The organism is Salinirubellus litoreus, assembly GCF_037335815.1.
Lineage (GTDB): Archaea > Halobacteriota > Halobacteria > Halobacteriales > Haloarculaceae > Salinirubellus > Salinirubellus litoreus.
The window spans coordinates 145,999-163,697 of the sequence record NZ_CP147842.1; the positions used below are offsets into that span (position 1 = coordinate 145,999).

A 17,699-nucleotide genomic window follows, 5' to 3' on the forward strand; every position below is an offset into this window, starting at 1 on the left:
GTGCTCCGTCGAAATACGTTAAGATTGATAAATATCCCGTGATGAATTTAGAGAATGTATGCAGCACTGGATTGTTGTGTGCTACTTGTTCGGAACTCTTGGACTAATCGAACTGGATAGAGAAGAACTAGGTCAGAGCGGTCGCGTGTTCCACTCAGGCATCCGCAGCTGTCGTCCTGTCCTCTTGCGAGGACTTGACGAACAGGCGTTCAATGCCAACGAGAATCGTCAACGCGACCAACGCCGTCGCCAGGAGGGGAACGAGTGGTTGCTGATACGTCGCGAGCTGTCCGGCTTCCGCGAGCGAAGTGACGATTCCGAACAGCGCCATGAAGTTGTGGAATACAAGCGCCCCGTAGAACGACCCGCCAACGAAGTAGATCAGCCCCGTTCCCACACCGACCACAGTGAGGAGACCGACCATCCCGACCGTGTTAAAGGGGGGGCTGTGAGCGAAGTGATAGACGCCGAAAAGCACTGACGAGACGACGAGTGCACTTCCAATCGTTAGGTACCGATTCACTCCACGATTACGCAATAGTGCGGCGATACTGCCTCCGACGACAACGTAGCAGACGACCACCTCGGCGATTGAGACGGGGAGCACCTGTGCGAACACGTTCATGATTACGATAGGGTCGGTCGTCGCAGGCTGTTGCAGAACGTAGAGTCCGAATCCGAGGACACCACCGACGATGATCCCGCCGATGGTGCGGGGACCTGACCGGAAGCCTAGATTCATTCGCGTAGTGAAGTCGGACGCGACGAATTCTCGGACGAGCAGCAAGCCCAGAATCGTCCCGACGACAATGTTCGCTAGGCCAGTGTAAATCAGCCGGTCCGTCACGGCCTCAGGACGAAGGAATGTTTGAATACGCCCTTCCAAGAGCCACGTCAGCGCCGTCCAAGCAACGTAGGTTCCGAGTGCCATGAGCGTCTTCCCGACGGGTGAAAGACTCCGGAAGAAGGGAAGTTTCAGCGCCTTACTGGTTGATTGGGCTATCAAGGCCATACATCAATATTCATCGGCCTGTGCTATAAGTTGTCAACCCGGGTCTCCGCGGCGGGGAATCAATAGAGCGGCGCTTGGTGCCCGACGAGCAACGGAGAAATGAAATACATAATGTTGTGTCGAACGGATCGACTGGACTAGTTAGCTCCCTATCGATGGTGACCGACTTGCGCGCTGTATGCAGCACGGGCACGACAAGTCATCAGCGACTGAGGATTTCAACAACCCCTACTGATCAAAAGCAAATTCGTGTTCGGTACGTATTTTCAACTCCCCCACGACCGACAGTCCATGTCGAGGTCCCCATGGTGGTACGGCATCGCGCTGTTTCCACTCGTCCTCCTCCTTGAATTCCTGGCCAGATTCGGTTCCCGTACGTTCATTGCTGCATCGTCGGCCCCTGGTGAGCCGAACCTCGCGGTCGGGATCGCGTCGTTCGTCCTCTCAGTCGCCGCGTTCTGGGGCGGTATCATCGTGGCGCTGATCGTCCTCGGCTGCCTGCTTGCAGATATCCGAGCGCTCGGTGGGGAGGGGACGTGGTCGCCGAATCCAGCGTGGGGACTTGCTGGACTGGTCCACCTCGTTGGTGCCGTCTTCTCGGTGTTGCTGGTCCTGTCGGTCCCAGCGCTGTCGTACTACCTGTACCGACGTCACGACCGCGTCGGGACCCCCTGAACACGAGGAACCGCGATCCACAGAGAAGGTGACCGAACGTACCACTCTCACCTGGACAGAGAGACCCAGCAGCCACTCGACCTGCCCGTCAGTTCCCGATGGGTGGAGTTCGGTGCGCGCCGGTCTTCTTGGCTAGCCAGCCACCGACCTTCGCCCCGAGAAGCCCGACGAGTCCGGCGAACCCGAGTAGCACCGCCGTGAAGCCGACGGCTAGCATCGAGACTGCGGCGACGCGGAACCAGAGTGGACTGGCCCACGCGATCGCAGCCTCGAGCAGATCGACCAGGAGCCACAATCCCGGCAGTCCTCCGACGACGCCGGCACGGAACCCGACGCTGGAACTGTTCGTCGCCGTCGCTGCCACGCTGGCGAGATAGCCGGCGAGGAGCCCGCCGAAGAACACCATGTTGAGGGAGAACTCGTTCCCCATTCCCGACAGCCAGTAGAGACCGATCGTGAACGGGAGGGAGGCTAGCCCGCCGATGAGGGCGTACTTCCACGTCTCGGTCATTCGGAGGGAGAGGGGACCAATTCGGACCATGGTCAACGGTTCTGTCCGTATCGATAAAAATTTGTGTTGTAGGTGTGCGAGCGGGTCTGATGGGTCAAGTCCATCGTACCGAAGCCATCACTTCTCAGGTCCAGTCAGTCCTGCTGGCCGACAGAGGCATGTGTGCTATGCTGCCTCAAGTGCGTACGCTTTCGACGCCTCGTCTTCGTGACCTTCGGTGAGTACGAAGACGGCGTCATCAGCGACGACGAGGCCTTGCTCGGGTCGCCCCTCCACGGGATGTGACCACCGCTTCGCTCCGGGTCGGACTGGACCCACGCCGATCCCGCCACCGAAGTCGTACGCAGTGATTCGGTCTTCGGACGCCGCGTAGATAGTATCGCCCGCCGCTGCGGGCCCACACTGGGCGGTCTTCCCACCGGTCCACTGTCGGTCTCCTCCCGAACGGATATCGAGCGCGGTGAGACGGTGTCCTGCGGCGATAAGTGTCCGGCCGGCCACGACGAACGAGTCGCTGCTCCATGTGTCGCGTCGCCACTGGACCGCGCCGGCACGTTCGGACTCGAGTTCGACCGTCGGCCCTCCGAAGACGCTGACGAACGCTCCGCGGCCGTTGGCCGTCGCCAGCGACTCGATGTAGCCGGGAAGCTTCTGTCGCCAGTAGCCACGCCCGTCGTCTGGGGAGAGACCGTAGACCTCCCCCGCTTCGGTCGCGACGAGGAGCTCCGGAATGCTCTGGGCGAAGGCGATGACCGGGCCGAACACCTGCCGCTGCCAGGACAGTTCGCTCGTGTCGGTGTCGAGCGCATAGACATTGCCACGGCCGTCGCCTGCGTACAGATCCCCTCCCTCCGGGTCCGATAACAGGGCTCGAATACCCGATCTGGACGGCGTGAACGTCCATTCGCGCTCGCCCGTTTCGGCATCGAGCGCGATGAGCGCCGGCTCGCCGATCTGCGTGACGTAGACGGTTCCGTCGTACCAGAGGACGCGACGGGGCCACATCGGCTCGTCGCCGCCGTTCTCGCGCCACCGTTCCTCGCCGGTCTTCGCGTCGACGGCTCGGAGGGCCGTCGCAGTCGGGAGATACGCGATGCCGTCGGCGACGACCGGACGCGAGGAGGGGCCGGAGATATCGATACTCCACCGTTCCGTGACTACCTCACGAGGACCGACCGATCGGGGATTGTAGCACGAAGCGATCCGGTCGAACTCGGGCTGGGGCCACCATCTCGTGTCGGGTTCCTCGCCACTCTCACCGACGTATCGAGGCTTCGGAGCGCCCTGGCATCCGGCCAGCGTGGCGATGCCAGCCGTCCCGGTACCGATGAGAAACCGCCGTGGAGGGCATTATGAACGACGACTCACCTCTCGAAGGTAATCCTTCGGTTCGGTCAACCCGAGGCTTACGCTATATCGGACCAGGAGAGCGTCCTGAGTCAGTCATCAACTCAGAGCCTGGCGACCAGTCCGTATGTTTCCGAGTGCGCAGCGAGAAACTGTCCGTCACACGTAGCGCAGGGTGAGAAGTACCGCGTCGTCAGAACCAGTCTCGGATCGGTGGGATAATCTTGAGCGTCGCAGCTGCGAGATAGACTCCAACAGCAGCCACTCCGATCCCGACGGCGACCGTACCGAACGACAGTGCCGAAAAGACAGCCTGTGCCCCCGCGATGACGAGCACGAACGCGATTCCGACCAGCAACACCGTTCCGATCACGTCCAGGAGGGCGTCCTTGACGGCGTCTCGAACGACGGTGTAGAGCGCCGCCTCGTCGAATCCGGGAGCGGGGTGTTCACCTCCATCCGTACCCAGGGAGGACCTCTTCGCGCGGTTCACCATCCCGTGGACGTTTCGAGTCGGGGACCATATCGAGGGCTATCCTCTTGACTGCTGAAAAATCCCCTCCCCCCTCCCTCATTCCAGCTGGACTGATTCGCACGAATGAATTCACAGAAGCGCGGGTAACACGAGGATCGTGAGCGTATTGATGACGCCGTGGGTACACATGCAGGCCACGACGTTCCGTGACCAGACGTACACACCCACAATGACGAGGGTGAAGACCGCCTGTGGAATCGCACCGACGAGGCCCCAGGCAGGATAGTGGACGGCCAGAAAGACGACTCCACTGACCGTTGCACCGATCCATATGTTTCCGGTCAGTTCGGTCAGTCGTTCGATCGGATAGCCCCGCCAGAGGATCTCCTCGGTGATGACTGCCGTCGCGACGATGGTGATCTGGACGGGGAGTGAGAGCCGGTTGATCGCCGACAGCGTCTCAGGTTGCTCGAGTTGTAGCGTGGCGACAGCAACCCCGATTGCGATGAGACCGAGGACGACCCCACCCAGCCCAGCACCGATTCCGACGGCCGCCTCCCTGCGGCTTGGCACCCGTAGCCCGATAGAGGTCAACCGGCGCTGCTCCCAGTAGACGACGATCACGAGGAGGACGGCGACCAGCAGCCAGCTGGCGAGTGAGTTCGCAAGAAACGATCGCGTCACCGACGCGTCGACCCAGCGCGGAACGTCGAGCCGTCCGAGTAACGGTGCTCCGAACAGCGACACGCTCAGGCCGATGACGACGACTGCAGAAAGCCCCCGATGAGACTCCGCTCGTGTGTCGCCAGTCGTGGAAGGCATACTGCCATTGTAGTAACGGAATTACAAAGATTCGATGAGAAAGCGCATGAGTTTACTCGTAGGATGAATCCGACACGACACGACCCCCGAGCGATGGCAGGCCCGAGTCTCCCACACGAGCCCATTCCTTTACAAACTAACAAGTCGTAGCACGTAGTGATGAAGCGAGCCAACCAGTTTACCGTCCGCCCCCGCTCTGCGAAAGAGCGTGAGGTGTTCGTGCGCTGGTTGGACGCTTCTTCAAGTCTCTGGAACGAGGCAACTACGCTCGCCGCCAAGCCTTCCTCGAAGACGGCGAAAACGTCTGGGACGCCGACACCGGCAGTCTCGAGAGCAAATACAAAGGTGTCCTCAGCAGTTCCGTCGCCCAGCAACTCATCCGCAAAAACAGCGAAGCGTGGCGGTCGTTCTTCTCCAGTAACGAGAAGTACCACGCCGGAAAACTCGATGAACGAACGTCTCCACCCGGATACTGGGGCAACGAAGAAGACGGGAGAGTGCTACGCACCTACGTCCGTAACGACCAGTACACCATCGAGTACGGGGAGCGTTCCCGACTCGAAGTCCCAATCGGTTCCGAACTCAAAGATGAACTTGGGTTGAACCGGAACCAGCGCCTTCGCGTTGAAGTCGCGGGCGACCCGAAGTGGAGCGGCGAACAGGGCCGACTCGAACTCGTCTACGACGAACTCGCAAACAGGTTCAGGGCTTTCCAACCGGTCACTATCGACGATTCTCGACTGGATTCACCACTGGCCTCGGAAGAGGCCGCTCTGGACGTGGGCTCTAACAACCTCGTCGCCTGCACGACAACGACCGGTTCCAACCTCCTGTACGACGGACGCGACCTCTTCAACGAGTTCCGCGACACCACAGAGCGAATCGCGCACTACCAGTCGCTCCTCGAAGAACAGCGAAAGTCCAGCAAGCGCATCGACCGCCTGTATCGCAAGCGCATGAATCGTCGTAACCACGCTCAAGATAGCGTCGTCCGCGACCTCGTGGAACGCCTGTTCGACGAGGGCGTTTCGACGCTGTACGTTGGGGACCTCAAGGGCGTGCTCTCAACGCACTGGTCGCCGATTGTGAACGAGAAGACGCACAACTTCTGGGCGTACCGACGATTCATCGACCGCCTTGGAGACGTGTGCGAAGAGTACGGCATCTCGGTCGAGGAGGAGTCCGAGGCGTGGACGAGTCGGACGTGTCCAGCGTGTGGCGAGCACGAGGAGACGGTTCGCCACGAGGACACGCTGACGTGTCCGTGTGGGTTTGAAGGACACGCAGACCTCGTGGCGTCGGAATCGTTCCTGAGACGACAGAAAAACGCGGTTGGGTCGATGGCACGGCCCGTGTACCTCAAGTGGAACAATCACGACTAGCGGGAACACCATAGCCCGCCCTTCATCGCGGAGACAACGGCCAACGAGGACTACACAGACCAGAGTACCGCATCGAGTGGAAATATCGCTCTCGGGGATTCAGACGACTGAGACTCCCACGAGAGGAATCCCACGACTTCAGTCGTGGGAGGATGTCAAAAAGAGTGGCGGCCTCACTCTCTCGCACCGAGAATCTCGATGAGGGCTGTGTAGAGCGGGGAAATCAAAGACCTGAGTGAAATCAGGACCGCGCCTCAAGTCACCGAGCGGTTCTCGCTTGTCGAGAGTATTAGTCCGTGTTCAATACCACCTAACACGTTTTTCTTTTTCCTGGGGTAGCCGGAACCGCCGGTCTCTGGAGGATTCGGTGCCCTGCAAACCATCAACTCAGATCAGTATAGCGGTGAGTACGAGGTTTGCGACAGTGACGACGGCTAGCCCGGGCCAGATACTTTGTGTTCGTTGGGCGGCTGCACCGACGATTACGCCGAGTCCGAACGCATATATGAGGAGATACAGCGCAGTCTGAAACGGTTCGAAGAAGAAGACGGAGATGGACTGGAAGAGAGAAAATACAACTGCCTGGCCGATGATTGCTACTCTCGGTTGTGTCCGGCGATTCAACGTCTGTAATAACCAGCCCCGAAAGAACAGTTCCTCGCTATACAGGGTGACGAAGCCGCTGAACAGAGCCAGACCCACCCATCCACCCAACCCATCAAAACGAACCAACCACGCGAATGTTGGATCCGGGCCTTCTAACGCGAGAACAAGCAATCGGTCATAGACACCGCTCCACGGTTCGACGAGGATGAGAAGTATCGCATAAATGATGCCTGCAGCGATCGCCGCTCGAAGTCCTTGCCCACGGTCAGGAGTTCGGAATCCAACACGGTCGGTGTCGCGATGCCGAACGAGACTGATAAACGGAACGATCAACCAGAACATCTGGAAGATCGGCGTCGTCGTCTGCAGTATCAGCGGAGTAATCACCAGTGCAGCGAGCGCGAGTCCTGTCCAGAGGAGGGCAATGGTGATCCGATGCCGCGATACCCAATCTGATAATGACACCGTTTCGCTAGTATGTATCGTACACATTGGCTTTACTTCTCACTATCATCAGCGAGATGAGGTTGCCGTCCGACTTACCAGTGAAACGACCAGTCGCTCCATTTCGCCCCGTATCACGTGAACCGCAGGTGGTTCCCATTCGCTGGGATACACCAGTCGTATTGAGGGTATGTTCGAGCGTACGTCTAGTATGGGAGTCATGTACCGAGCCGGCAGTAGCCTCCTCGTTGGGGTGCTCTGCTTTTTGATCGTCGGAGCTAGTGTCACGGTCGGTCTGGTCCCTTGGATCGAACTCTCGTTGATGCTAGGGATTCCAATGGGAGCCTCTGCGGGTCTGACTGCGCTGTTCTCGACCTACACGGCACTCGAGTACCGCGCGGTGCGTGCGACGGGAACGATCTCACAGCCGGTTATCCGACGGCTCTGGACGGCCGCTGGCGCCACCGTGACGTACGTCTTTACGACGGCGGTTGGATTCGCGCTCTTCTTTTTCGGTAACGCGCTTGACGGCCTCTGGGTCTTGCTCTTCGGACTCCCAATGGTGGTACTCGCAGGAGCACTCCTGGCCTACATCGCCGCACGAGTGACGAATGGAGCGATAGCGTCGTCACCAGCACCTCCACAGAACAGATAGGTCGCCTTGGACGTCGGAAACGAACAGCCCATTCCCGGTATGTGAGACCGAAAAAGGTCGGCCAACCAAGCCATGCTGAATACGTGCTGGGTACCTTGCACGACGTCGAGAAAATATGGCACATATATTATATAATTGTTATATCGGCACTGTCTAGTTGAGCACCTCCTCGACAGGCGTTCGGCCGTCGAGCGCCTGATTCGGTCGGTCGTGGTTGTAGTGGTACCTGAACTGCCGTAACCACCGGCGGGCGCTGGCCTGACTGCCCCGCCAGAACGAGTGAAAGCGGTCGATCCGCATCGTCACGGTCTGGAACCACTTTTCGATGTGGTTCCGGTCGCTGTAGTCGAGCTGACCGCTCAACCGATGGCGGGCAAGGGCAGTCAGGTAGCCCATGCCGTCGACGAGAAATTCTGCGTCGTCAAGGTCGTGGAGTTCGGTGAGCGACTCGAGGAACGCCGCCGCGGGATCGGTCCCGCGGCGGCTGGTCACGTCGACCTCGATGCGATCTGAATAGGTGTCCTCGCTGCATCCGGCGACTGACGTATCGGTAGCCACTCCCAGCAACCCCAGCATCTGTCTGCGTCTCATCCTGGTGTCCACCCAATACGTAGCAGTACACAGAGAGACTTTCAGAGGAATACACGTACGAGCAGTATGGAAATCTCATCTCGACCCGCGTCTGATTCGAGAGGGTCGACCGGCAATGAAGCGACTGCTATCCGGACGACTGGATTGACAAAACGATATGGGAAAGACGTTCTCGCGGTTGATGATCTCGATCTAACAGTCTACGAAGGCGAGATATTCGGCTTTCTCGGGCCGAATGGGGCCGGAAAGTCCACAACGATCGATGTGATCATGGACTACGTCCGCCCGTCGGCCGGGAGTGCAACCGTCCTGGGGTACGATGCCCAGGAAGAGACGCGAGAAATTCACGAACGGGTCGGTATCCTTCCGGATGGATACGGGCTCTACGACCGCCTCACCGGTCGTAAGCACCTGGAGTACGCGATTTCGTTAAAGCAATCTGATGACGCTGTTGACGACCTGCTTGATCGAGTCGGCCTCGATACTGCAGCTGCTGACCGAGTCGTCGGTGGCTATTCGAAAGGGATGATGCAGCGATTGGCCCTCGCGATCGCCCTCGTCGGCGATCCCGAACTGTTGATTCTCGACGAGCCGTCCTCGGGGCTCGATCCCAACGGCGTTCGCCTCGTCCGTGAGATCGCTCGAAACCACGCTGACCGGGGGAAGACCGTCTTCTTCTCTAGCCATATTCTCAGTCAGGTCGAAGCGGTCTGTGATCGCGTCGCGATACTCAACCGTGGGCGACTCGTCGCCATCGATTCTATAGACGGGCTTCGCGACACGCTCGGAACCGGATCGACGGTAACGCTCACAGTCGATGCTGTCCCAGACTCGCTGACCATCGGGGAGCTAGCCGGTATCTCCGATGTTGCCGTCGATGGCCGAACGATTCGAGTGAGCGTCGACGAGGCCACAGCCAAAGTCGATGTGATCGACCGCATACGCGATGATGGCGCTGCAATTCTCGACGTGACGATCGAGGAATCGTCGTTGGAAGATCTGTTCAGCGCCTACACTGGCGATGCACCCCCAGAAGTCGATACTTCGGGGGTGGAGCGATGACGCTTGGGATGATCTGGCTGACGATCGCTCGCAAGGAATTCGCCGACGCCCTCCGGGCGCGAATGATTTGGGGCATCGTCGTCATCATCGCCGTGATGACGTCGCTGTCCGCGGGTATCTCACTCCTCATCCCGGATGTCGAAGGCGGTGCCGAGATGGCCATCGGCGGCGCTTCGCAGTTCGCGGGGCTCCTCGTCCCGATCATGGCGCTGATCGCCGCCTATCTTGCGATCGCCGGCGAACGGGAATCGGGAAGTCTGAAGGTGATACTCGGGCTCCCGCCGTCGCGGGGCGAAGTGCTCCTCGGGAAGTTTTTCGGCCGGAGCGGTGTGGTCGCGATCGGTCTTGCGCTAGGGTTCGTGGTCTCAGGCGTGGTTACGGCGGTTCTCTACGGCGACCTACCTGTGGTTGCTTTCATTGGGACGACGACCTTGACTATCCTTCTCGGCGTATCGTTCGTCGGTATCGCCATCGGGATTTCGGCCGTAACGGCCACACGAGCCCGTGCGATGACCCTGGCGATCACGGCATACCTCGGGCTGACGCTACTCTGGGATCTGGCTCCCAATGCGCTTCATTTGCTGGTCACCGGCGAGATGCCCGGTGGAGTCGTGCCCGCGTGGTTCCTGCTCGTACAGGGGTTCAGTCCGACTGGGGCGTACAACGCGCTCGTCCAGCGACTGTTGCTCGGTGGTGGAACTGCCGTGGACGCGAGAATCGGCGGTCCAGCACCCAGTTATCTCGACCCAGCGGTGTTCATGATCATTCTGTTCGCCTGGACCGTCGGCCCGCTTCTCGTCGGATATCTCAGGTTCCGTCGAGCAGATCTGAGCTAACTGAAACTATCGGCACTATGGGATCTCTGAGGGGGTTATACGATAGACGGTATGCTTATGGGATTTCTTCTACCTGCATTTTTCATGTCACAACCGGACCCCGATTCCTCAGTCTATCTCGGTGCATTCGTCACTACAACATTGCTCGTAAGCTGGACGATCGCGTTGGTAACGATTGGCGATACAGTTCCCGCGTACACGACACCGCTCATAATGGTCGTTCCTGCGGTCGTGACACTGGCCCTGCGGCGAATCCAAGGCGATTCGATTATCCAAACGATCAAGACTTCGGTCAGTGGAACGACGGGACCGGCGCTCCTGTTCGCAGTCATCTATCCCGTTCTGTTCATCGGTGTGGCCGCTCTCGTCGCGCTTTCGAGTGGGCTTGGAACCTATCAACCCGGCGCAGACAACGCTATCAGCCAGGTCATCAAACAGGGCGGGATTGCGTTGGTCCCCGTATTTATTGTGCTGAACATGGCCCTCATGTACGGTGAAGAGCTCGGGTGGCGCGGCTATCTGCTCCCACAACTCACCGCTCGGTGGGGGCGAGTCTCGGCGACGGCAGCCGTCGGTGTTGTCTGGGGACTCTATCACTCGGCGTTCCTCTACACCGCGGCAACGGTTCTTGGGGTGGCGAATCCCCTGTTAGTGACCGTCGTACAGGCCAGCGCCGTATTCGTGGTATCGTTCCCCTTCGCGTACGCCTACTACCTCACAGACGGGAGTGTTCTCCCCGTAGCGATCTTGCACTTGATCTGGAACATCCTCAACCCCTGGATTCTCGGCGATATATATGGAAACGTCCAAGGACTCGTCGCAGGCCAGATCTTCGTCGTCAACGGCGAGGGTGTTCTCGGCGTGGTGCTCGGACTCGTCGCCGCAGGTGGATTCGTCCTCCTCTTTAAGCGGGGATACCGAATACACAATTCGTGAATCGTCGGTCGTCTCGTGGATTTAACAGGACATCTATACTTGTATAGTCAACAGAGACGATTTATCCGAATCTGGATTCACACGATCGCGGTTATTCTCACCCGGCGACCTCCGCAATCGCGATAGCTTCCCGATAACAAGCGATTGCCAGCAGCAGATACCCGCCGACCAGAAGCGCCAACTCACGGCGTGTCAGTGACCAGTCGCTGGGCGATCGTACGCGGACGAACTCCTCCTTCCATCGGGGCCCGGATTTCTGGTGCCAGATCATCACGCCACGCATCGAGACAACAATCGCAACGATGGCGGTGATCTCCATCGGCCCGCTTCGTTCGACGAGCACGGCCAGCGACGGTTCGATTCGCTTACCCGCCCCGATGGCGAGTGAACCGGTCCCCCAGACGGCCCCGTACCAGGGCGCCTGGACGACCTCGATAACGTATCCCATCGGCGTGTTCACCGACCGGAGCGTGTTCGCACCGATAGCGATCAGGGAGACCCCGACGTTCCACCCGAACAGCCACAGGAACTCTCGCGTGATACTCCCTGCGTATCCAGTGGCTGCGCCCGGGTTCTCGCCGCGTAACAGCCCTTGGGGAAGGAAGAGGTAGCTGAGAATCCAAGCCGCCGTGAACACGCTCGCAACGACGACCCACAGGGAGACGAACCGGACGAGGACGTCGTCGTGATTGACGTACCGCCCGATTCGCTTCGACACCCGACCGACCAGTCCGGTCGTGTTCGCCGCCGCCATACGGGCAGCCATCACGCGCCGCTACCAAATACATTAGCGAGTTCGACGATCAGCGCCAAGCATGCTGACGGGAGACAACGAACGCGTCGCACAGCAGATTGCCGACGAGGTCGGTATCGACGAAGTGCAGGCGGAACTGCTGCCGGAGGAGAAGGTGGCGACCATCGAAGAACTGGTCGATCGCTACGAAAACGTGGCGATGGTCGGTGACGGTGTGAACGACGCACCGGCGTTGGCAACTGCGACGCTCGGAATCGCAATGGGCGGTGCCGGGACGGATGTCGCGCTCGAAACCGCCGACGTCGTGTTGATGGGTGACGACCTCAGCAAGATCCCGTACGTTCTGGGATTGGGCCAGAAAACCCGCCGGACGCTCACGATCAACCTCGCCATCGCGTTCGGCGCGATCGCGCTGATGGTGGGAACGATCCTCCTGCGCGGGATTCCGCTTCCTCTTGCCGTGATCGGGCACGAAGGATCGACTGTGGTCGTCTCGTTGAACGGACTCCGTTTGTTGAGCTATCGCTGACGACGATCGGACTGCAACAAGTTTCGACCTCCTCGAAGTCAGCGAGGAATCCCGAATATCGAGCTCAATACTACCCTTCGTCTGCACGCACCGCAGCACGCTGCTCGGGGATGAGGTCGAGATCGCTCTCGATATCACCGAGCACGAGCAGCGCGTAGTAGCGCAGGTACGCGACCACTGGTACTTGAGCGAACGCGATGACGAGTAGCACCGAGAGACCGAACAGTAGCCCGACCACCACCAGAAGACCGATTCCAAACGGTTCAGCCACCGTGAGCAGGAACAACCCGAGTGCGCCCAGAATACCGAACGGGATCAGCAGAACGAGCACGGCCACCCCAACGACGATCGCGACGAGAATCCCCGCCAGGATATTGAGAATAAACCCGGCGACAGCATAGGCGAGATATTGCCAGGGATTGGTCGTGATCGTCGGCCAGAGTCGCCGCCAGCCGGCGAGCACGCCACAGTCCTCGAGGATCATGATCGGGACGAGAAACACCGTGGTGAAGCCGTTGACCAGCCCGACCACGAGTGCGAGCACGAAGACGATAGGGAGAAGCAGCAGGAAACCAATTATGGAGAATCCACCGGGGCCTGGGCCCGGACCGGGCCCGGTACCGGTTTCGACGACGACCGGCAAGAGGAAGAGCACGGCGGCGACGGCCGCGCTGCCGAAGACGAGCAGGCCGATCACGAGCCGGAACCCGAACAGTCGGGCACCCTGGCGCCAGCGCTCGCCCCAGTGCTGGCGGACCGTCACCTCCTCCCGACGGAGCGACTCGACGAGGACGAACTCCATGATCGACCCGTTGAGCAGGAACAGGAGACCGATCAAGAGCGCCGCAGCAACGACGACCGCGATTATGAGCCAGATGGTCGCCCCGATATCCGGTGGCATCGGGAAGTCACCCGGTAGTGAGCCCTGATCGGCCGGAACGTTGTACTGGAAGGCATTGAGGTTCGCTCCGGGGCCGCCCACGAAGAACACGACGACCGCGAGCTTGATCCAGGTCGACCGGTCCACCGGCCACGGGAACGCTCTCGTCGCGTCAAGCGCATCGTCGAGGTCCTTGAGCGCATAGAGCGGCATGAGGAATAGATACTGAACCAACTACATAAGACTACGTCTCGCTGACATGAGATTGGGAATTCGGGCGATGCGGCCCAAAGGCCATCATCTACAACGTCGAACCTCCATTCGACTGACTCGCAGAGCAGCCTATTGGGCCGTATACATTGCTGAAACTGATAGAATGGAGGGTGTGCGACACACAGCGCGTGAATCACTTACGCCACTCTCCCTTAGTTGCAGTTGTTCGCAGAGAAATCAGGCGCTGGGATTTGCCATGATACACTGGCGAACGAACACTTATTCTCGATGGGATCCAGACACACGGTATGACCCTCACCATATGGGAGATGTTCGTCGCCCTGTTCAAGGGGGGTGAAGAGGTCGGTGAAGAGTCCGAGGCGGAGGAAGACGAGAGTCGGTTTGTCCCGTCCCCGCTCGACTTGTCTGTACGGGTTGGACACGGAGGGACAGACGGCGAACGACTGCGGGAACTCACCAAAATCAGTGAGCAAGCACGAGAGATCGAAGAGCGTCAGCACGATAACTAGACACGAACGCTTGTACAGCATATTCGGCGACCCGACTGTGAAACGTAGTTCAGTGGCTTGCTGACCGCATCTCTCCATCTCGAATATCTATTCGACGTCAGTTGTGACGCTGCCACGTGAGAACCTTCGAAGACCCCGGCTGGGCACGGTCAGAACGATGCCTCCGACACCGTGCCTCTCATCGGTCAGAGCAAGCTGAATCGAGACTGTCTATCTGCGGCAAGGAAGTTACAGATTCGATCCCGAGCCAGTATCCGAGCCTTGCTCGATCCGCTCGTACACGTAGTACGAGTACACTATTGTGATCCCGACCGTCAGGAGTGCTGGGACGAGAAGGAAATATAATGCGTAGTCACCGAACAGCAAGCCCGCCAGCGTGCGCACGGCTGTCAGTTTGAACAGCCGGCCCCCGAGCGCATGCGTCCGATTCCACACTTCCTCGCTGCTCAGCGTCCACGGCGTTCTGATGCCGACGAACCAGTTTCGTTCGGCATGGGTGAGCAACACGCCGCTATAGTAGAACAGGCCTGTGACGCCGACGAGGATGAGAGCCGTGAAGTCGAACTCGTAACCGAGATTGAATGCGATAATGCCGGCGTGGACGAGAAACATGTACGGCGAACCGTTTTCACGCTCGTCTGCACGAGAGGGCGAACCGTTTTCACGCTCGTCTGCGTATCTGTCTCATGTCTAATGATAACATGAAACATGAGAGCTCGGAGTCATCGATCAGCAACATGGCGTATCTCGCGCGGGCCAAACACCGTATTCCGGCACTCGTTGCGCCGACAGAGCGTTCTCGGAGTCGCTCTGAATTCTGTGATTTGACCGGCGTTTCGTCCTGCTCGAGACGGTGGACGTCGGACGACTTCGAAGACATAGAGGGGGACCGATTCCTGTCATCGCACCCAGAGACCACCCCGATCCAGCATGACGGATTTGCCGTGGCTTGCTTGAACTCCGTAACGACGGGTTCTGGCGACGAATGCTGGACGAGATGGTCACCGTGATCGTCGATCACCAGTGAGTACAATCGCCGCCACCGTCATCGGGCTTCGCCTGCTCGCATGCGTCATCACGGGGAGTCTGGCGGTCTACGCTTGGAACCGACGAACAGAACCAGGATCACTGCCCTTCGTCGGATTGATGGCGATGATATCGTTGTGGACACTCAACTCCGCGATTTCCGCATTTGTATTCGATTCCGCGCTTCACATCCTTCTCCACCGGATTCGATGGATTCCGATCATGATTATGCCGGTGTTCTGGATCTGGTTCGCTGTCGCGTACACTGGATACGATGAGTATCTCTCTCCGGCGACCATCGCCCTCGTCTGTGCCATTCCGCTGATCTCGATCGGTCTCCTCCTCACAAACCCGATGCATCAACTCCTCTGGGAGATTTCAATCGGCGAACTACATGGACTCCCGATCCTCGAGTTGACCTACGGGCCGTGGTTTGGGGTGTTTACTCTCTACAATCTCACGATCACGTTCATCGGGACAGCCCTCCTCTTACGCCTCGTCGTCCGGTCGGATTACCTGTATCTCGACCAGGCAATCCTGTTGTGCATCGGCAGTCTCATTCCGTGGATCGCCGCGATAATATCGATAATGGGAGTCATCTTCCCGCCAGGGATCGGGATTACGTCAGTATCGTTTGCCGCCACGGGCCCGGCGTTCGGGTACGCATTATTCCGCCGTCGTCTGTTCGACCTCGCCCCGGCCACGCGCCGATTGAGTCGCGATGCGGCCATCGCCACGCTCCAGGAGGGTGTGCTCATCTTCGACGATTCGTTCGACCTCATCTATCTCAACCACCGGGCGGCCGAGATCCTGGAGCGTGACATCGAATCCACACTCGGAACCCCGGCCGAGGCGCTCATCGACATCGATACGATCGATCTCGGGGTGTCGGACGCCCTCAGCGAACTCCACATCGACGATCGAACCTACGAGGCGCGGATATCCACGATCACAGATCGGAATGATCGAACGATCGGTCACACCATCATTCTCGCCGATATCACCGCCAAGAAACGGCGAGAACGACTGCTGCAGCAACAACGGGATCATCTCGAACTACTTGATCGACTCAACGGGCTCGTTCGTGAGATCACGCACGAATTCGTCAACGCGACGTCCCGCAGTGAGATCGAGGAGGTCGTCCGGAACCGCATGCGCGAATCGACACTGTACACGGAGGTCAGAATCATCGACATACCGCCCGATATCGCGCACACTGAACATGACACCCTCCACCAAGAGCTGACGGGCGCATCTACAGCACTTCGTCTCACCGATCAGAACTTGGTGAACCTCCCCGAAGCACCGTTGCCGCTTCCCGAGCTGGAAGCCAATGGGGGCGAATCCTGGGCGTTCGTCTCGTTAGGATTCGGTCGGACGGTCTACGGCGGCCTGGCACTCCAAACGACGCGTACCGAGGCGTTCTCCGAGCGCGAACTCGCAGTGCTCGAGTGGTTCGGCGAGACGGTCAGTCAGGCGATCAATGCCGTCGAGAATCGCCGCCTGCTCTTTTCGAATGCGGTCACGGAACTCCGGATCGACTGCCCCGACACGCCACTGCAGACCGTCGCGGCGGATGCTTCCTGCAGTCTCACCCTCAAGGGGTTCATCCCCGCCAGTGAGGACCGAATCCTCGTCTACTGTGACACGGTATCGGTACCCGCATCGGACATCGCGGAGACGGCGGAGACGATTGATGAGATTCCGACCAGCCGAGTCGTCGGTGACGACGCCTCGAACGTCGTCGAGTTCACCATTACGGAGGGGTCGCCCCTGCTGGCGTTCGTCGGAGGGAAGGGTAACGTACGCACGATCCACGCCGACGAGCAGACGTGCACGGTTGTGGTCGAGATCGCGTCGGGGAGCGAAACGCGATCGACGCTGGAGCGTGTTCGTGAACACTGCCCGACCGCGTCACTTGCTGCTAAACAGGATCACGATCGGTCCACCTCGACCGAGACGAATCAAGTACCCGCCACGGTGGATTCGCTAGAGTCACTTACTGACCGCCAACTCGAGGTACTCGAAGCCGCGTATCGAGGCGGATACTTCCGATGGCCACGTGACGCGACCGCTGAAGAGGTTGCCGAATCGCTCGGGATCAGCTCGCCCACACTCCACAAGCATCTCCGTCACGGCGAGGCGCGGGTGTTCGAAGCGCTGTTCGACTCGGACTCGGAGACCGACAGTTCGAACGAACGTGAATAACGCCGCGTACTCTCTTCCGTTGGTATCCCCGTCGTATCTCCGCTCCGGAACACCATGCTATGCGTCGAGTCTGCAGTCCCTATCAAAACGGACCACATGACGCTCCTTGACGGAGCTTCGACATCCCTGATGACGCTACTGAGCGCGGCTTACGATAGCTAGCCCCGTGTTATTGGCCAGCAGACGGCGATCTTTACGAACGAAC

Annotated in this window: 16 protein-coding genes and 3 pseudogenes; 9 read left to right on the plus strand and 10 right to left on the minus strand. The window is 59.3% G+C overall.

Annotation, left to right across the window (positions count from 1 at the left end; translation table 11 throughout):
* Positions 1-154: 154 nt before the first annotated feature.
* Positions 155-1,012, minus strand: coding sequence for a type II CAAX prenyl endopeptidase Rce1 family protein (locus tag WDJ58_RS23615; protein ID WP_338918054.1), 858 nt, complete (start codon positions 1,010-1,012; stop codon positions 155-157).
* A 291-nt stretch (positions 1,013-1,303) separates the two neighbouring features.
* Here WDJ58_RS23615 and WDJ58_RS23620 point away from each other — a divergent pair, with 291 nt between their 5' ends.
* Entirely contained in the window at positions 1,304-1,687 is a 384-nt protein-coding gene (locus WDJ58_RS23620; protein ID WP_338918055.1) for a hypothetical protein, read from the plus strand.
* 88 nt (positions 1,688-1,775) lie between these two features.
* On the opposite strand, the gene WDJ58_RS23625 is transcribed toward WDJ58_RS23620, so the two are convergent.
* The 4 genes from WDJ58_RS23625 to WDJ58_RS23640 all read right to left on the minus strand — a co-directional run bounded on the left by WDJ58_RS23625 (position 1,776) and on the right by WDJ58_RS23640 (position 4,842).
* The gene (locus tag WDJ58_RS23625; protein ID WP_338918056.1) at positions 1,776-2,198 is read right to left on the minus strand and encodes a DUF5518 domain-containing protein; all 423 of its coding nucleotides are present in this window, start codon (positions 2,196-2,198) and stop codon (positions 1,776-1,778) included.
* Between the two features lie 165 nt (positions 2,199-2,363).
* Complete coding sequence (locus tag WDJ58_RS23630; RefSeq protein WP_338918390.1) at positions 2,364-3,527, minus strand: PQQ-binding-like beta-propeller repeat protein; 1,164 nt, start codon at positions 3,525-3,527, stop codon at positions 2,364-2,366.
* 211 nt (positions 3,528-3,738) lie between these two features.
* The gene (locus WDJ58_RS23635) at positions 3,739-4,041 is read right to left on the minus strand and encodes a hypothetical protein (protein WP_338918057.1); all 303 of its coding nucleotides are present in this window, start codon (positions 4,039-4,041) and stop codon (positions 3,739-3,741) included.
* A gap of 108 nt (positions 4,042-4,149) precedes the next feature.
* Positions 4,150-4,842: a CPBP family intramembrane glutamic endopeptidase gene (locus tag WDJ58_RS23640; protein WP_338918058.1), complete on the minus strand. Its 693-nt coding sequence runs from the start codon at positions 4,840-4,842 to the stop codon at positions 4,150-4,152.
* A gap of 159 nt (positions 4,843-5,001) precedes the next feature.
* Here WDJ58_RS23640 and WDJ58_RS23645 point away from each other — a divergent pair.
* Positions 5,002-6,221: pseudogene (locus WDJ58_RS23645) on the plus strand (RNA-guided endonuclease InsQ/TnpB family protein); the annotation flags it as partial.
* Positions 6,222-6,611: 390 nt separating this feature from the next.
* Here WDJ58_RS23645 and WDJ58_RS23650 read toward each other — a convergent pair.
* Positions 6,612-7,295 (minus strand): CPBP family intramembrane glutamic endopeptidase, encoded by a 684-nt coding sequence (locus WDJ58_RS23650; protein WP_338918059.1) that lies wholly within the window; start codon positions 7,293-7,295, stop codon positions 6,612-6,614.
* 199 nt (positions 7,296-7,494) lie between these two features.
* On the opposite strand from WDJ58_RS23650, the gene WDJ58_RS23655 reads away from it, so the two are divergent.
* The gene (locus WDJ58_RS23655) at positions 7,495-7,929 is read left to right on the plus strand and encodes a hypothetical protein (protein WP_338918060.1); all 435 of its coding nucleotides are present in this window, start codon (positions 7,495-7,497) and stop codon (positions 7,927-7,929) included.
* A 153-nt stretch (positions 7,930-8,082) separates the two neighbouring features.
* Here WDJ58_RS23655 and WDJ58_RS23660 read toward each other — a convergent pair.
* A pseudogene (locus WDJ58_RS23660) lies at positions 8,083-8,427 on the minus strand (IS6 family transposase); the annotation flags it as partial.
* A 159-nt stretch (positions 8,428-8,586) separates the two neighbouring features.
* Here WDJ58_RS23660 and WDJ58_RS23665 point away from each other — a divergent pair.
* The 3 genes from WDJ58_RS23665 (at position 8,587) to WDJ58_RS23675 (ending at position 11,354) form a co-directional block, all read left to right on the plus strand.
* Positions 8,587-9,582 carry an ABC transporter ATP-binding protein gene (locus WDJ58_RS23665; RefSeq protein WP_338918061.1) on the plus strand — a complete coding sequence of 332 codons (996 nt, stop codon included), beginning with the start codon at positions 8,587-8,589 and terminating at the stop codon, positions 9,580-9,582.
* Entirely contained in the window at positions 9,579-10,418 is an 840-nt protein-coding gene (locus WDJ58_RS23670; protein WP_338918062.1) for an ABC transporter permease subunit, read from the plus strand. The genes WDJ58_RS23665 and WDJ58_RS23670 overlap by 4 nt, the downstream gene beginning before the upstream one ends.
* Before the next feature lie 84 nt (positions 10,419-10,502).
* On the plus strand, positions 10,503-11,354 hold the full coding sequence (locus tag WDJ58_RS23675) for a CPBP family intramembrane glutamic endopeptidase (RefSeq protein WP_338918063.1): 852 nt from the start codon (positions 10,503-10,505) through the stop codon (positions 11,352-11,354).
* A 97-nt stretch (positions 11,355-11,451) separates the two neighbouring features.
* Here the strand turns inward: WDJ58_RS23675 and WDJ58_RS23680 are convergent, their stop codons facing one another.
* The gene (locus WDJ58_RS23680) at positions 11,452-12,108 is read right to left on the minus strand and encodes a hypothetical protein (RefSeq protein WP_338918064.1); all 657 of its coding nucleotides are present in this window, start codon (positions 12,106-12,108) and stop codon (positions 11,452-11,454) included.
* A gap of 61 nt (positions 12,109-12,169) precedes the next feature.
* Here WDJ58_RS23680 and WDJ58_RS23685 point away from each other — a divergent pair.
* A pseudogene (locus WDJ58_RS23685) lies at positions 12,170-12,637 on the plus strand (HAD-IC family P-type ATPase); the annotation flags it as partial.
* Between the two features lie 70 nt (positions 12,638-12,707).
* Here WDJ58_RS23685 and WDJ58_RS23690 read toward each other — a convergent pair.
* Positions 12,708-13,730 (minus strand): DUF7544 domain-containing protein, encoded by a 1,023-nt coding sequence (locus WDJ58_RS23690; protein WP_338918065.1) that lies wholly within the window; start codon positions 13,728-13,730, stop codon positions 12,708-12,710.
* Between the two features lie 308 nt (positions 13,731-14,038).
* Here WDJ58_RS23690 and WDJ58_RS23695 point away from each other — a divergent pair, with 308 nt between their 5' ends.
* Positions 14,039-14,260: a hypothetical protein gene (locus tag WDJ58_RS23695; RefSeq protein ID WP_338918066.1), complete on the plus strand. Its 222-nt coding sequence runs from the start codon at positions 14,039-14,041 to the stop codon at positions 14,258-14,260.
* 228 nt (positions 14,261-14,488) lie between these two features.
* Here WDJ58_RS23695 and WDJ58_RS23700 read toward each other — a convergent pair whose 3' ends face one another.
* Positions 14,489-14,872, minus strand: a complete 384-nt coding sequence (locus WDJ58_RS23700) for an SdpI family protein (RefSeq protein WP_338918067.1) — start codon at positions 14,870-14,872, stop codon at positions 14,489-14,491.
* 411 nt (positions 14,873-15,283) lie between these two features.
* On the opposite strand from WDJ58_RS23700, the gene WDJ58_RS23705 reads away from it, so the two are divergent.
* Positions 15,284-17,494 (plus strand): histidine kinase N-terminal 7TM domain-containing protein, encoded by a 2,211-nt coding sequence (locus WDJ58_RS23705; RefSeq protein ID WP_338918068.1) that lies wholly within the window; start codon positions 15,284-15,286, stop codon positions 17,492-17,494.
* Positions 17,495-17,699 lie beyond the last annotated feature (205 nt).